The sequence below is a fragment of the Arcobacter sp. s6 genome (assembly GCF_040884245.1).
Lineage (GTDB): Bacteria > Campylobacterota > Campylobacteria > Campylobacterales > Arcobacteraceae > Aliarcobacter.
Genome location: NZ_JBEVTN010000012.1, coordinates 1 through 15,176 on the forward strand (window position 1 = coordinate 1; position 15,176 = coordinate 15,176).

Consider the following 15,176-nt stretch of genomic DNA (forward strand, 5'->3'; position numbering starts at 1 on the left):
TATTCATAATTCATAATTCATTATTATTAATAATCTCTCTATATTTCGATTATACGGAGTTTTTATTCTTTAGCTTATTTTGGTTGGAGTTTATTCTATTTAGGCGTTATGGGGCATTGTTTTTTGGTTTTGGGAATATTTATTTTATAAAAATTCATTTTAAAAAAAAAGGAGAAACTCAAAGAGTCTCTCCTTTCTCGTTCAACAAAACAAAATATTATAATCTTGATTCGTATCTTCTTAACATATATAATCTTTTTAACATTTTCTTTCTAGCAGAAATTTTTTGTTTTTTTCTGATCTCTGTCATCGGCTCGAAATATCTTCTTGCTCTTGTTTCAGTTACGATAAGATTTCTATCACATTGTTTCTTAAATCTTCTATAAGCTTCGTCAAAAGATTCGTTGTCTTTAACTTTAATGCCTGGCACTAAAATCACCCACTTTCTTTTTAAATTTTAGGGTTGCATTATATTTAAAGTTTACTTAATTCTTATTTAACTATTATTAGAATATAATATTTTTTTAAGAAAAAAGGATTATTTTGAATTTAACACATTTAGACGAAAATGATAGACCTAAAATGGTTGATGTCTCTGATAAAAATGATACTAAACGTATAGCAATTGCCTCTGGTGAAATTACTATGTCGCAAGATGCCTTTGATGCAATTATTTCAAATACTACTAAAAAAGGTCCTGTACTACAAACAGCAGTAATTGCTGCAATTATGGGTGTTAAAAAAACTAGTGATTTAATACCTATGTGCCATCCTTTATTATTAACTGGAATAAATTGTGATATAGAAGAAAAACCGCAATTACCTGGTTTTAAATTAATAGTTACAGCAAAATTAAATGGTCAAACTGGTGTTGAAATGGAAGCATTAACTGGTGTTTCTGTAGGCTTATTAACTATTTATGATATGGTAAAAGCTATTGATAAATCAATGATTATTTCAAAAGTTCAGTTAGAAAATAAATCAGGTGGTAAAAGTGGTGATTTTAATAGAAAGGATTTATAATGATTGATTTGAGTAATGAAAAATTAGAGCTAAATTATCCATGTAATTGGGAGTATAAACTAGTTGTACTTGAACATATTGATATAAAAATTACTGTTAAAGAAGTTGTTTTAAATAGAGAACATAAAGTAAAAGTTTCTAAAGTGAGTTCTAAAGGTAAATTTAAAAGTTATACATTAGAGCTTTTAGTTCATAACGAAGATGATAGAAAAGAGATTTATAAAATGCTAGGGGACCATTCTAATATTAAAATGGTTTTATAGTTTAATTAGTATCTTATTCGTAAGATACTAACTCTTGTTTAAATTTTTCTTGATTTAATTTTTTACAAGCAACTTTATAATGCTTTTGTATAGCTTCTTCATCTTCTTTTACAAGAGCTTTAATTTCATCAATTGATTTTCCTTCTTCTATTGCTACAAATATTTTGTACTCTTTTTTTGTAAATTTTCTTTTTAAAACTTCTTGTAATTGTTCATCTGATCTTAACGATCCAACAAGTTTATCAATATGTTTTAATAATGATTGTGTAAAATTCATTTTTTTCCTTTTATTTTTTTAGCCAAGATTCGATGGCATTTATATCGTTGTAAGAAGTTAAATCAAGCATAATTGGGGTAATTGATACATAATTAGCTTTTATTGCTTCAAAATCGCAATCTTTATTTTCTGATGGCTTCCAAAGTAATGGATGTAATCCAATCCAATAATACTCTTCACCTCTTGGATTTAAGTGTCTATGCGTATCGTTTCCATATTCTCTATATCCAACTTTAGTAACTTTTATTCCATTACATTCATCAGCTTTTATTGGTGGAATATTAACATTTAAAAACTTTCTTTCATCTAATGGAAAGGATTTATTCAATATTTTACTTGCAAGTTCAACAATAACTTTTTTTGCTAACTCAAAATCCCATCCATTTTTTATATCTTCACACTTATCATTACAGACTTGAGAAATTGCAATTGCTGGAACTTTATGAATTACCGCTTCCATTGCCCCTGCTGCTGTTCCACTATATGTGATATCTTCTCCCATATTTGCACCTATGTTTATGCCACTTATTACTAAGTCAGGTTTGTAACCTTCTTTAAATAAATTACTAAGAGATATAAAGATACAGTCAGTTGGACTTGCATCATCAATTTTGTAATAATCATCTTCTACGCATATCATTCTAAGTGGTTTATCTAAAGTTAATGAATGACCACAAGCTGATTTATTTCTTGCAGGGGCTACAACTGTGATTTTTGCAATGGGAAGTAATGCTTCTATTAAAGCTTTTAATCCAACTGCATCAAAACCATCGTCATTTGTTAATAGGATATGTTTCATGCTACTACATATACTCCTTCAATTTGTTGTATTAATGTTTCTACTTGTGTTGTAACTTTAAAACCTGTTTCTAACTCTAAGTCAGCTAATTTTGATTTTATCAATAGTTTTAACTCTCTTTTGCCTTGATTATTTGCAACAATATCAAATAGCTTATACATTGTGTTTTCATCATTTGTAAAAGGAAGGGCTATTGTTAATGGTGGTTCTTGAACCTCTTTTTGTTTTGTTTTTACTTTTTCTTTTTGTGCATCTAATATTGTTTCAATTTTTAAGATATTCATTCTTGTAAAGTTATCATCTTTTGAAATTCTAACTTTAAAGGCTATTGGCTCATCTAAATTATAGCTTTCTTTTAACTCTTTCAATCTATCTTCAAAAAGCATAAGCTCTATATTTCCATGTAAATCCATGATTGTTGCAATTCCAAATTTATTACCTTTTTTAGATATTTTTTCTACAATACTCTCTATTTTACCAACAAATAATGCTTGGCTTCCATCATCTAATTCGTCAATTTGAGATGAAAGAGTGTAATTTACTTTTTCTATTTGTTCTCTATATTGATCAAGGGGATGCCCTGATACATAAAAACCTAAAGATGCTTTTTCGAACTCTAATATCTCTTTTGCATCATATTCAGGAAGGTGTTCTAGCTCAATATCGATTTTTGTAAGTTCGTCACTATCTCCAAATAATGAACCTGTTGCCATTTTTTTAGCCTGTGCTGCTTTTCCCACTGTTTCAACTATTTTTTCTATTTGTTCAAGCAGTGCATGACGTGAGTATCCAAAACTATCAAAAGCACCTGCTTTTGTAAGTGATTCAATTACTCTTTTATTTACTTTACTTCCATCAATTCTTGAGATAAAATCAGCTAAATCAACAAATGCTCCACCTTCATTTCTAGCTCTTAAAATTGAGTTAATAGCCACATCTCCAGCACCTTTAATTGCACCCATTCCAAACATTACAACTTCTTGTCCATCAATTTTTTTTGCTGAAAATACTAAATCTGATTTATTAATATCAGGTGGAAACAAATCAAGTCCTAATCTTTTTACTTCATCAACATATTTAACAACTTTATCTGTATTATCTTTTTCTAGTGTTAAAAGTGCTGCCATAAATTCAGATGGATAATATTTTTTTAAGTATGATGTATAAAAGGTTACTAATGCATAGGCTGCTGAGTGAGATTTATTAAATCCATATCCAGCAAACTTAACAATAAGGTCGAATAACTCTTCACAGTGTGCTTTTTGATAGCCTTTTTTTACTCCACCAACTGCAAACTCACCTTTTAATCTATCCATCTCTTCTTTAATTTTTTTACCCATTGCTCTTCTAACTAAATCGGCACCTCCAAGGCTAAATCCACCAATAGTTTGTACGATTTGCATAACTTGCTCTTGATAAACAATAACTCCATAGGTTGTTTCTAATATTGGTCTTAAAGGTGCATCAAATTCATCGTAGAAGTAGTTAATCTCAGCACGACCATGTTTTCTATCAATAAAGTCATCGAGCATTCCTGATTCCATTGGCCCTGGTCTATAAAGTGCAAGAACGGCGATAATATCCTCAAAGTTTGAGGGTTTTAATCTTTTACATAAATCTTGCATACCATCGGACTCTATTTGGAATAGGCCTATTGTATTTCCCGTTTGAATAAGGTCATAAACACCTTTGTCATTTACATCAGTGGTAATAAAATCAACTCTTTTCCCATGTCGTTGTTCTATTAGTTTATTTGCTTCTTCAATAACTGTAAGTGTTTTAAGACCCAAGAAGTCGAATTTAATTAAATCCACATCCTCAACGTATTTACCATTATATTGAGTTGCTAGAGTATCAAGTCCTGAGGGTTTAAAAAGGGGTGTTTTTTTCCATAAAGGCTCATTTGAAATAACAACACCTGCTGCGTGTGTTCCTGCATTTCTATTTAGCCCTTCAAGTGCTAACGCATATTCCCAAACCCTTGCTGCTTGAGGGTCTGCATCACAAAGCTCTTTTATCTTTGATTCTTTTTCATAAGAGTTTGTAAGATTTATTCCTAATTCATCAGGAATTAGTTTTGCCATTGCATCAGCTCTTGCATAGGGCATATCAAGAACCCTTGCAACGTCTCTGATTACCCCTTTTGCTAAGAGTTTACCAAAGGTAATAATTTGAGCAACGTTGGCACGACCATATTGTTGAACAACGTAATCAATAATCTCCCCACGTCTTGCTTGACAAAAGTCCATATCAATATCGGGCATTGATACCCTCTCTGGATTTAGAAATCTCTCAAAAAGTAAACCATAAGGAATAGGGTCAATATCTGTAATTTTTAAAGAAAAAGCAACTAAACTTCCAGCTGCTGATCCACGTCCTGGACCCACTGGAATTCCCATTTGTTTTGCAACTATTACGAAATCCCATACAATAAGCATATATCCAGGGAATCGCATATTATTAATAATTTCAATTTCAACTTCCAGTCTATCTCTATACTCTTGATGTCGTTCAGGTGGAACGATTTTAAGTCTATCTTCAAGACCAACTCTACACTCATGAATAAATAAAACTTTATCATTTTCAAGTGAGTATTCAAGCTCTGGTTCTGGAAGAGTTAATCCTAACTCTTTTGCTTTCTGTCTTGTAAATTTAAAATTGGGAGGAGTAGGATTCCCTAATTTTATCTCTAAATTACATTTATTGGCTATTTCTTGAGTAGCTTCAATGGCTTCTGGAATATCTGCATATAATTTTGCGATTTGTTCTGGAGATTTTAAATAAAATTCATGTACAGAGTGTCTTAATCTATTTGGATCATCATAAAGTTTATTCATTGCAATACACATAAAAGCTTCATGTGCATCGGCATCTTTTTGCTCTAAATAGTGAGTATCATTTGTAGCAACAACTTTTATTCCTAGCTCTTTTGATAGTTTTAAAATTTGATCATCAACAAAATGTTGGTCACCAATTCCATGACGCATGATTTCTAGATAAAAATCATCTCCAAAAATCTCTTTGTATTCAAGGGCAACTGCTTTTGCACCCTCATACCCCTTTGCACCATTTTTTACATTTCTTTCATTTTGAGTATTTAGATGCCAATTAACTTCACCTTGTAAGCAAGCAGCACTACAAACTAAACCTTCAGAATTTTCTCTTAATAGTTGTTTATTAATTCTTGGATAATAATAAAATCCATGCATATAAGCTTGAGAACTTAAAAACATCAAGTTTTTGTAGCCAATTTCATTTTTTGCATATAAACATAAGTGGTATCTTTGTCTTGTTGTTTTATCGCCTAGGTCTTCACTATTATGAATATATGCCTCCATTCCGATAATTGGTTTTATACCTTCTGCTCTCATTGCATTATAAAAATCAATTGCTCCAAACATATTCCCGTGGTCAGTCATAGCAACGCTTGTCATTCCAAGTTTTTTTATTTTTTTTGCAAGGGGTTTTATTTTATTTGCACCATCAAGTAAAGAGTATTCTGTATGTAAGTGTAGATGTGTAAATTGTGGTATTTGTGACATAATATAAATCTTTTTGTATTTTTATTTATAGTATATCTAAAAAATGATTTTGTGCCTCTTTAAAGCCTAAGTTAAAACACTCTTCAAGTTCTTTAAAAGTAAAGAGAGAAAAACTTCTTATATGCTTACTTCCTAGATAGTAGTTAGTGTTTTCAAGGGAGTGTTTATGATTTTCATGTAGTTGTTTAAATAAATTTTTTTTAATATTTTTTAAGGGATTAAAATTTTTTGTTTTTATCTCATTATTTTTTGCAAATAAATCAATTGCATAAATGTTATAGTTATTATTAAGTAATGGTTTTATTGGAATATTGTCAAACAATCCACCATCGATTAAATTCATACCTTCATATACAATAGGTTTAAATAAGGGAATTAATGCACTTGATGCTAAACATAAGGTAATGGTATCACCACTATTAAAATAATGTAATTCTTTTTTCTTTAAATCATATGCATTAACCCAAACAGGTTTTGAAATATCTTCAAGTCTTTCAATAGGGAGAAGTTCTTGTATAATTTTATTTGAAGAGTCGATTTTTAGTAATCCATTTCTAAAGTAATTAAATTTTAAAGTTTGCCTTAGATCTTTTGAAGAAAAAATTTTTAATTGTTCTTTTGCACTTATTCCACTTGCATGGGAAACTGAAATTATAGCTCCTATTGATGAACCACTATAGGCTTTTATTTCAATATTGTGCTCTTCACAAAAATTTAAAACTCCTAAATGAAAAGCACCACGAGCTGCTCCTCCACTTAGGGCTAAGGCAAAATTATCACTAGAAATATTTTTTAATTGTCCACTCATTTATCTAACCAGTTTATTATTTTAAACTCACCTTCATAGGTTTCTACAATTGCAGTACAAGATTCAACCCAATCACCACAATTTAGATATTCAATATTATCGATATCTCTGATTTCTGCTTTGTGAATATGTCCACAAATAATACCATCATATCCTTTGTTTTTTGCATGTGTAGATAAAACAGCCTCAAAATCACTTATAAATGAAACAGAAGATTTTACATTATCTTTTACATATTTAGATAGTGACCAATATTTTTTTATACCAATTCGTTTTCTAAGAAAATTCAAAACTACATTTAAGTGTAAAAGTAAGTCATATCCATAGTCACCTAAAATAGCTAACCACTTTTTTGTCATTGTAATTGAATCAAAAAAATCACCATGAGTTATATAGTATTTCTTTTTATTTATAGCTTCATATTCAAGCTCATTTGCAATAGTAACAGAATCACCTAATAATAAGGGAACAAAAGGTCTTAAAAATTCATCATGGTTACCAGTGATAAATGTAACCTTTGTTCCTTTTCTAGCTTTTTTTAAGATTTTTTGAATAACGTCTGAGTGCTCTTGGGGCCATATTAATTTTCTTTTTATGGCCCAACCATCAATGATATCTCCCACTAAAATTAGTTGATCTGATTCATTGTGTTTAAAAAAATTTAATAGAGCTTTTGCCTTTGAAAAGCGTGTTCCTAGATGTATATCTGATATAAAAATGCTTTTGTATTTCATATGGCATTTTAAATCCTTTTGATTACAATTTAATAACAGAATTTTAAATTTTAATAATCAGCCATTAATAAACCATTTTTTACATTTGTAGATGTTTCTTCTCCACAAAGAATAGTTACTATTTCAAGGGCAAATATCATAGCAGTTGCTGGTCCTCTTGAAGTAATTACTTTATCATCAATCACAACAGCATCATCTTTATGGTAGCCGTTTAATTTTATTTTTTGTTCAAAACTTGGATAACACGTAAAGTTTTCATTTAAAACACCTGCTTTGTGGAGTGCAAATGGTGCAGCACAAATTGCTCCAATATTTTTATCTTTTTCTTTAAATTCTTTTAACAGTGATTGAACTTTTTCATTATCTGCTAAAGTAAAAGCATTTGGAAGTCCCCCTGGCAAAACAATCATATCAAATTTATCCGAATTTATATCTTCTATTTTACAATCAGCTTCTATTTTCACATTATGTGCACCAATAGTTTGTAAGTTTTCAACAGCTGCAATTGTAACTTCAATATTTGCACGTCTACATACATCAATTATTGAAATAGTTTCAATTTCTTCAAATCCATTTGAAATAGGTATTATAATTTTTGGCATAATTTTCTCCCATAATTTTTAAATGATTGTATAATATCTTAATTTAAAATAATAATCTAAATAATATAAGATATAATAATAAAATTAGATTAGCAAATTATCATTCAAGAATATATAAGCTAAGTTTAAATAAAATTTAAACAATTATGAAAAGGGGTTTTTAATGTTTAAAAGTGTTCTAACGTCAAGTATTTTGGCTAGCTCTTTACTACTTACAAGTGGATGTGCATATAAAAAAGATACTGCACTTTCTGATGAGTATGATAAAGTACAAACTACAAAACAACATTTAGAAGTTGCAGCTGATAATCAAAAATATGTAACTACTCAAAATACACTAGAAGCTACTATTACATCACTAGCAGCTCAAATGATGCAAAATAAAAAAATGGATACAAACAAGCCTGTTCTTATTACTTCGTTTGTAAGACTTGATGAATTTAAAAAAACAACTGAGTTTGGAAGAGTAATAAGTGAAAGTTTAATAAATGAACTTTCAAATAGAGGTTTTAATATTATTGAATTTAGAGGTCAAATGGCTGTTTCAATAAATGATGAAGGTGAATACTTTATTTCAAGAAAACCCCATGAAATTAAAGGCAGTATTCCAAATACATATGTAGTTGTAGGAACTTATTCAAGACAAGCTGGTAAAATTATGTTAAATGCTAGAGTTATTGACAATATTACTGGAAAAATTATATCAAGCGCAAGATCTACTTATGCACATGGTGTTGCAAATGATTGTATGATGTTTAGGGATTGTGCCCCTGCTAGAACTATTAATATAGTAAAAGAAAAATAATGATATTTTCTTTTTTAAGAGTGATGAAATTAGTAATAATTTCAGTGCTCTTTTCAATACTTTTTACTTCTTGTGCTTACAAAAATCCAATAAATGGAAATACAAATTTTCACTCTTTAGTTTCAAAATTAGTTGATGAATCTTCAAATAAGATAAAAAAGAACTTACAAGCAAATGATGTTGTTTTAGTTTCTGATTTTGTTAATTTAGATAAACTAAAAAATAAATCACAACTTGGATTTTTATTATCAAGTATGCTAAAAGACAGATTAGTTTCTTTGGACATAATTGTAAGAGAAGTTGAATTTGGTAAAGAGTTTGAATTTGGTAAATCAGGTTTTAATTTATTAACTAGAGAAAAAGAAAAAATACTTTCAGATAAAGTTAATTCTAGATATGCAGTTGTTGGAACTTATTCTATTACAAGCAGAAGTTTAAATGTATTTATTAAACTAATAGATATTAATACAGGCAATATACTATCTTCTTCTTATGAAAGAACAGATATCGATGATGAGATATTAGGACTTGAAGGAAATAGGGAAGGTCAAGTTCCTAAAAAAACTCCAACTCCAAGACCTTTTTTAGTTTTATAAAATATCTTGAATTAAAAATTGAGGAGTAACAACTCCTCTAAACTCATTTTTACTTATTGATACAATCAAATCTAAATTTTGTGGAATATCAGTATTTGAATCATTGAATTTCAAAGCTTCAAAAATAATACCTTCACAATTTAATGTTAATTTTAAGTGATTTTTATCTTTCCCTAATAAATCATATTTTACTAATGCTGCATTTGATATTTTGAAAATAGGTCTATGATTTTCTAATCCATATGGTTCAAATTGCTCAATTATTGAGATAAAATCTAAATCAACAGAAGAAACATCTAATTCTCCAAGAGTTATAGGTTCTATATGTAAATCATCTTTCGAGCTTTCTAATTCTTTATTTATAATAGTTTTAAACTCTTCAAGATTTGAGGCATCTAAAGATAAACCAGCTGCATTTTTATGTCCACCATAACCTAGTAATAAATGCTTTGCTTTTGTTATAACATCATATAGATTTATATTTGCATTGGCCCTTGCACTTCCTTTTGCAATTCCATTATGAATTGAAAAAATGAAAGCAGGTTTTTTATGAGAATTTGAAAGTTTTGAAGCAACAATTCCTATAACACCTTCATGCCAATTTTCACCCCAAACGACAACTGCATTGTCATTTTTATTAGTTTTAGAATCTGCTTTTTTTGAAATTTCTTCCTGTAATGTTTTTCTATAGTTGTTTAATTCATCAAGTAAAGATAATGTCTCATTTGCATTAAATGCATTTTCAGATAATAAAAATGATAATGCAACACTCGCATCATCCATCCTTCCTGCACTATTGAGCTTAGGAGCTATGAAAAAGCCTATATCATCGGATACTAAAATATCTTTTGACATAACTTCATTTAATCTTTTAAATGCTTCCCTTGAGGAACTTTTGATCTTTTTTAAACCTTGTTTTACTAAGGTATAATTCAAAGCAGTCATAGGCATGATATCCGCAATAATAGCAACACAAAGTAAATCTAAAAAGTTAGACATATTTACATTTAAATTCAATTCTTTTTTAATAGCAGCGCACAAATACCATGCAACTTGAGCACCACAAATATCTTTAAATTCAAAATTACAATCATGTTGTTTAGGATTTATAATAGCTAAAGCAATAGGTATTTGAATTCCTACTGTATGATGATCTGTAATAATTAAATCAATATCTTTTTCTTTTAGTTTTACAGATGCTGCATATGCTGAAATTCCATTGTCAACGGTTATTACTAAACCTTCATCTATTAAATCAACAATTTTTGTAGATAATCCATATCCATGTTCAAAACGATTTGGAATTATATGATTTACTTTTACTCCAATGGTTTTGAAGAAATCTAGCATGATGGTAGTTGATACAACTCCATCTACGTCATAGTCACCGACTATTGTAATTGTTTCTTTTTCTAAAATTGCTTTTTTGATTCTTTTAGTTGCAATATGAATATCTTTAAAGTTATCAGGAGAGGGAAGATCAGCAAGTTTTGAATATGGATTATTCAAATGTCTTGCTGAAAGTATTTCAAAAAGTCTATTTTTTGTTATTTTAGACATTATTTACTTTTAGAGGCTTGTTTCACGAACTCTAAAATAATTGGATTAGGTGTTTCTAAATGAGAAGTAAATTCTGGATGGAATTGAACTCCTACAAACCAAGGATGATCTTTTAATTCAACTGCCTCAATTAATCCATTTGATTGACCTGAAATAATCATTCCTTCTTTTTCTAATGCTTCTTTATATTTTGGATTTGCTTCATATCTATGTCTATGTCTTTCAAAATATACATCGTTGTTACCGTAAGCTTTTTGAAGATGAGTTCCTTTTAATGGTTCAAATGGATATTCACCAAGTCTCATTGTTCCACCCATTGGCGATTCATGAGTTCTTAATTGTGTATTTCCACTTTGGTCCATAAATTCATCAATTAAATAAATTAATGGATTTTTTGTATCTGTATCAAATTCAATAGAATTTGCATCTTCAAGACCAAGAACATTTCTTGCAAATTCAATAATAGCTAATTGCATTCCTAGACAAATCCCAAGATATGGAACTTTGTTTTCTCTTGCATATTTAATAGCTGCTAATTTTCCTTCAACACCTCTGTGTCCAAAACCACCTGCAACTAATATTGCATCAGAATTTCCGATAATATCATAAGCTCCAACATCTTCTATTCTTTCAGAATCACACCAGTGAATATTTACTTTTGTATTTAAATGAGCACCTGCATGAATCAATGCTTCAATTAATGATTTATATGATTCTTTTAAATCTAAATATTTTCCTACAAATGCAATAGTTACTTCAGTTTGAGGAACTAAAATATTTTTAACTAAAGTATCCCATTTTTCCATGTTTGGTTTAATTTTGATATTAAAGTGATCAGATAACGGAGTTAAAATTCCTTCTTTGATAAATTGTAATGGAACTTGATAAATAGATTGTGCATCACCTGCTTCAATAACTGCATTTCTGTCAATATCACAAGCAAGAGCAAGTTTATCTTTTAAATTTTTTGGTAATTCTCTTTCTGTTCTACAAACTAACATATGTGGAGTTATACCAATTCTTCTTAATTCTTGAACAGAGTGTTGTGTTGGTTTTGTTTTAAGTTCACCTGCTGCTTTGATATATGGAACTAAACTCAAGTGAATGTTCATAGTATTTGTTTTTGGAAGTTCATGTCTTATTGATCTAATAGCTTCCATAAATGGTAAACCTTCTATATCTCCTACTGTTCCTCCCAGCTCAATAATTAAAAAATCATTATCATCTGCTGCTGAATAAATTCTTTCTTTAATTTCATCTACAACATGAGGAATTACTTGAATAGTTTTACCTAAATATCCACCTTCTCTTTCTCTTTTGATAACGCTTTGGTAAACTTGTCCTGTAGTAAAACTATTTTTCTTTGTAAGAGTTTTATCAATAAATCTTTCATAATTTCCTAAATCAAGGTCAGTTTCAGCTCCATCCGCTGTAACAAAAACTTCACCATGCTCAAGTGGACTCATTGTTCCTGGATCAACATTTAAGTAAGGGTCAATTTTTAGCATACTTACTTTGAATCCTGATTGTTTTAAAATAGTTGCAATTGATGCAGAGGTAATCCCTTTACCAAGTGAACTAAGAACTCCACCTGTTACAAATATGAATTTAGTCATTAATAATACTCCATGAAAATAGTTAATAAATATATATTAACGCGATTATATCTAAGTTTTGTTGATAAGTAAGTTAAGTAAGATTTTGAATTTACGGGATAAAAAAACTTTTATCCCGTAATGAATTATTTTAATTTATCTGCTCTTGGGAAGATAAATACTGCTTTTCTAAATACAACAACTTTTGTTGGGTCTTCTTTTGCATAAGCTTTAAGAGTAACTGTAATTGGAGTATCTTTTGTTTTATCATCTACTAAAATTTTATTAGTTTCTAAAATTACAACTTTTTTTGCAAGTTTTCCTGGACTTAGAGTAAATGGTTCAAATCTTTCGATTTTGATATCTGGATTATCAATTATTTCTAATTCATAAGTTAAAGGTTTTGATTCTGTATTTTGGAATAATAATACATAATTATTTGCAACAATACCATCTTCTTTTACTTTGTATAATTGAGTGGTTTTATTAATATTTAAAAGCATATACTCTTTTTCTCCACCCATTACAAATAAAAGAGCAACAACTAACATAAGTGCAACAGAATACATAATTGTTGATTTTCTAACAATTTTTGTAGGAATGTCATTTTTAATTGCATTTGTACTTGACCATTGAACAAGTGAAGGTTTTCCTAGTTTCCCCATAACAGTTGTACATGCATCAACACATTCTAAACAGTTAATACACTCAAGTTGTAAACCTTTTCTAATATCAATATGCGTAGGACAAACTGTAACACATGATTCACAAGTAGTACATTCATTTGTATCTATTGGTAAATCTTTTGCTTTGAAAATAATTTTTTCTTTACTTTCATTATATATATCTCCACCTCTATTTGTTGAATAAATAGCTTGGAATGTATCATTGTCATATAAAACTGATTGAACCCTTGAGTACGGACAAATGTAAATACAAAAATCTTCTTTTAAAAATACAACATCATAAATTAAAAATGCTGCAATTGCTAAAACAAAACCTATTAAAAATAGGTGTTCTAATGGATCTTGTAGATATGCAAAAAAATCTTCAGGAGGAACGAAATACCATAAAAAATCTGCTGCTGCTATTAATGCTAAACAAGTCCAGATTAAAATACCAAGTATTTTTTTTGCTTTATTCCCTGGTTTACTTAAATCAGGCTCTTTTTGTTTGTTTTTAATTCTTCTAAGACCTAATAATTTTGTTTCAATTAAATCTCTATAAATTACTCTGAAAATAGTTTGTGGACATGCCCATCCACACCATGCTCTTCCCCCAAGTGAAGTCACCGCGAATATTCCTAAAAATAGTAACATTAATAAGAATGGCATCAAATACAACTCTTGCATATCAAATGCAGTTCCTAAAAGATGTAATTGTTTCTTGTCAAAAGATAATAAGAAAATATGATTTCCATCAATTCTAATAAATGGTAGAGACAAGGCAACAACTGTTGCAACAACGTATCCTACATATCTTTTGAGACGATAAGGAGTTTTACTTAAAAATTCATTTGATTTTGTCATTTATAAAACCTTTTATATTTTTTCTAATTTTATATAAACTATCCTTATAATTTGCATAAACAAATATAATCTATGCTTATATATAGAAAATTATTGAAGTACTATTGTTGGGTTAATCTCTTATATAAATCGATTTTTTCTTTTATTTCTTTTTTAATATTTTCAAGATCAACAATATTAAAATTACTTATTATAGGATACTCATTTATACTAGTGTCAAATTTTTCTAATAAGTCTTTTAAATTATTTGATTCAATAATTGGAAGATTTAATTCAGAGATTAATTTTTCATCATAAATTTTATCTTCTCTTTTAAATAAAACAGGCTTATTTCCACAAGCTAATGATTCAAGAGCAGTTTGAAGTGATGCTGTTAATAAATATTTTGAATTTTGAATTGTTACCACATACTCTTCTTCATCTATAACATTTGAGAAATGATTATCAAATATTTTTTCATTTCCTAAAAAGAAATAATGACCCATTAAAAGATTAATATTAAATTTTTCTGATTCATTAACTAATCCTAGAAAAATATTATAATAGTCATCATCTCCAAAGAAAATAGTTTTTTCTAATTTTGGATTTTCTTGTTTTGTATAAATTGTAGTATCTACAATAATTCCTTCAATTTCACTATCGATTCCATAAACTAAGGTACAAAACTCTTTCATATCTTTTTTCATAGCATCATTTGCTTCAGGTGTATCGTAAATCAAGATATCTCTTTTTTGCATTATATTGTGTAGGTTTCTTACTACATCAATATTTACATATCTTCTTACTCCTAATAAATCTTTTGCAAATGCTCCTGCTCTAAAATCGCTAGTACATAATATTGGATCAAATTCTTTCAAAACATTTGCAACAGCAGCACATCTTTTAGTGGCTTCAAGTCCTATTGTATGACCACTTTTTGCGTATAAATAAACTTGCATATAAATCCTCTTTTTTATTTTTAGATAATATTCAATAAAAACTGATAATAAATTTCATGTAAGTGAATATTATTTTATAAACAATTATATAATATAGTTAATTAA

The 15,176-nt window shown here is 28.7% G+C and carries 15 protein-coding genes; 4 read left to right on the plus strand and 11 right to left on the minus strand.

Annotated features, from left to right (window positions below):
• Window positions 1-217: 217 nt before the first annotated feature.
• Complete coding sequence (rpsU, locus tag ABVS04_RS08485) at window positions 218-430, minus strand: 30S ribosomal protein S21 (RefSeq protein ID WP_128986274.1); 213 nt, start codon at window positions 428-430, stop codon at window positions 218-220.
• A gap of 113 nt (window positions 431-543) precedes the next feature.
• Here rpsU and moaC point away from each other — a divergent pair, with 113 nt between their 5' ends.
• Window positions 544-1,023 (plus strand): cyclic pyranopterin monophosphate synthase MoaC, encoded by a 480-nt coding sequence (moaC, locus tag ABVS04_RS08490; protein ID WP_368030266.1) that lies wholly within the window; start codon window positions 544-546, stop codon window positions 1,021-1,023.
• On the plus strand, window positions 1,023-1,286 hold the full coding sequence (locus ABVS04_RS08495; protein WP_368030267.1) for a DUF493 family protein: 264 nt from the start codon (window positions 1,023-1,025) through the stop codon (window positions 1,284-1,286). Before moaC ends, ABVS04_RS08495 begins: the two co-directional genes overlap by 1 nt.
• Before the next feature lie 13 nt (window positions 1,287-1,299).
• On the opposite strand, the gene ABVS04_RS08500 is transcribed toward ABVS04_RS08495, so the two are convergent.
• The 6 genes from ABVS04_RS08500 to ABVS04_RS08525 are packed head-to-tail and all read right to left on the minus strand — an operon-like array spanning window position 1,300 to window position 8,048.
• Window positions 1,300-1,563 carry a hypothetical protein gene (locus ABVS04_RS08500; RefSeq protein ID WP_368030268.1) on the minus strand — a complete coding sequence of 88 codons (264 nt, stop codon included), beginning with the start codon at window positions 1,561-1,563 and terminating at the stop codon, window positions 1,300-1,302.
• A gap of 10 nt (window positions 1,564-1,573) precedes the next feature.
• Window positions 1,574-2,362: a 5'/3'-nucleotidase SurE gene (gene surE, locus ABVS04_RS08505; RefSeq protein WP_368030269.1), complete on the minus strand. Its 789-nt coding sequence runs from the start codon at window positions 2,360-2,362 to the stop codon at window positions 1,574-1,576.
• Window positions 2,359-5,904, minus strand: coding sequence for a DNA polymerase III subunit alpha (gene dnaE / locus ABVS04_RS08510; protein WP_368030270.1), 3,546 nt, complete (start codon window positions 5,902-5,904; stop codon window positions 2,359-2,361). Before dnaE ends, surE begins: the two co-directional genes overlap by 4 nt.
• A gap of 25 nt (window positions 5,905-5,929) precedes the next feature.
• Entirely contained in the window at window positions 5,930-6,712 is a 783-nt protein-coding gene (locus ABVS04_RS08515; protein ID WP_368030271.1) for a patatin-like phospholipase family protein, read from the minus strand.
• Window positions 6,709-7,446 carry a UDP-2,3-diacylglucosamine diphosphatase gene (locus ABVS04_RS08520; RefSeq protein ID WP_368030272.1) on the minus strand — a complete coding sequence of 246 codons (738 nt, stop codon included), beginning with the start codon at window positions 7,444-7,446 and terminating at the stop codon, window positions 6,709-6,711. The genes ABVS04_RS08515 and ABVS04_RS08520 overlap by 4 nt, the downstream gene beginning before the upstream one ends.
• Window positions 7,447-7,496: 50 nt before the next feature.
• Entirely contained in the window at window positions 7,497-8,048 is a 552-nt protein-coding gene (locus ABVS04_RS08525; RefSeq protein ID WP_368030273.1) for a DJ-1 family glyoxalase III, read from the minus strand.
• 163 nt (window positions 8,049-8,211) lie between these two features.
• Here ABVS04_RS08525 and ABVS04_RS08530 point away from each other — a divergent pair, with 163 nt between their 5' ends.
• Window positions 8,212-8,853, plus strand: a complete 642-nt coding sequence (locus ABVS04_RS08530) for a FlgO family outer membrane protein (RefSeq protein ID WP_368030274.1) — start codon at window positions 8,212-8,214, stop codon at window positions 8,851-8,853.
• Window positions 8,853-9,449 (plus strand): FlgO family outer membrane protein, encoded by a 597-nt coding sequence (locus ABVS04_RS08535; RefSeq protein ID WP_368030275.1) that lies wholly within the window; start codon window positions 8,853-8,855, stop codon window positions 9,447-9,449. The genes ABVS04_RS08530 and ABVS04_RS08535 overlap by 1 nt, the downstream gene beginning before the upstream one ends.
• Here the strand turns inward: ABVS04_RS08535 and recJ are convergent.
• The 4 genes from recJ to ABVS04_RS08555 form a co-directional block, all read right to left on the minus strand.
• Entirely contained in the window at window positions 9,444-11,009 is a 1,566-nt protein-coding gene (gene recJ / locus ABVS04_RS08540) for a single-stranded-DNA-specific exonuclease RecJ (protein WP_368030276.1), read from the minus strand. The genes ABVS04_RS08535 and recJ overlap by 6 nt on opposite strands.
• Window positions 11,009-12,625 (minus strand): CTP synthase, encoded by a 1,617-nt coding sequence (locus ABVS04_RS08545; protein WP_368030277.1) that lies wholly within the window; start codon window positions 12,623-12,625, stop codon window positions 11,009-11,011. Before ABVS04_RS08545 ends, recJ begins: the two co-directional genes overlap by 1 nt.
• A 125-nt stretch (window positions 12,626-12,750) precedes the next feature.
• On the minus strand, window positions 12,751-14,133 hold the full coding sequence (gene ccoG / locus ABVS04_RS08550; RefSeq protein ID WP_368030278.1) for a cytochrome c oxidase accessory protein CcoG: 1,383 nt from the start codon (window positions 14,131-14,133) through the stop codon (window positions 12,751-12,753).
• Between the two features lie 101 nt (window positions 14,134-14,234).
• Entirely contained in the window at window positions 14,235-15,071 is an 837-nt protein-coding gene (locus ABVS04_RS08555; protein WP_368030279.1) for a hypothetical protein, read from the minus strand.
• Window positions 15,072-15,176 lie beyond the last annotated feature (105 nt).

Bases quoted from the DNA above. Each gene is read 5' to 3' on its own strand.
- ABVS04_RS08530 (WP_368030274.1), top strand. From the start codon at position 8,212: ATGTTTAAAAGTGTTCTAACGTCAAGTATTTTGGCTAGCTCTTTACTA.
- ABVS04_RS08525 (WP_368030273.1), bottom strand. From the start codon at position 8,048: ATGCCAAAAATTATAATACCTATTTCAAATGGATTTGAAGAAATTGAA.
- ccoG (WP_368030278.1), bottom strand. From the start codon at position 14,133: ATGACAAAATCAAATGAATTTTTAAGTAAAACTCCTTATCGTCTCAAA.
- dnaE (WP_368030270.1), bottom strand. From the start codon at position 5,904: ATGTCACAAATACCACAATTTACACATCTACACTTACATACAGAATAC.
- surE (WP_368030269.1), bottom strand. From the start codon at position 2,362: ATGAAACATATCCTATTAACAAATGACGATGGTTTTGATGCAGTTGGA.
- ABVS04_RS08520 (WP_368030272.1), bottom strand. From the start codon at position 7,446: ATGAAATACAAAAGCATTTTTATATCAGATATACATCTAGGAACACGC.
- ABVS04_RS08535 (WP_368030275.1), top strand. From the start codon at position 8,853: ATGATATTTTCTTTTTTAAGAGTGATGAAATTAGTAATAATTTCAGTG.
- ABVS04_RS08545 (WP_368030277.1), bottom strand. From the start codon at position 12,625: ATGACTAAATTCATATTTGTAACAGGTGGAGTTCTTAGTTCACTTGGT.
- ABVS04_RS08555 (WP_368030279.1), bottom strand. From the start codon at position 15,071: ATGCAAGTTTATTTATACGCAAAAAGTGGTCATACAATAGGACTTGAA.
- ABVS04_RS08500 (WP_368030268.1), bottom strand. From the start codon at position 1,563: ATGAATTTTACACAATCATTATTAAAACATATTGATAAACTTGTTGGA.
- recJ (WP_368030276.1), bottom strand. From the start codon at position 11,009: ATGTCTAAAATAACAAAAAATAGACTTTTTGAAATACTTTCAGCAAGA.
- ABVS04_RS08495 (WP_368030267.1), top strand. From the start codon at position 1,023: ATGATTGATTTGAGTAATGAAAAATTAGAGCTAAATTATCCATGTAAT.
- ABVS04_RS08515 (WP_368030271.1), bottom strand. From the start codon at position 6,712: ATGAGTGGACAATTAAAAAATATTTCTAGTGATAATTTTGCCTTAGCC.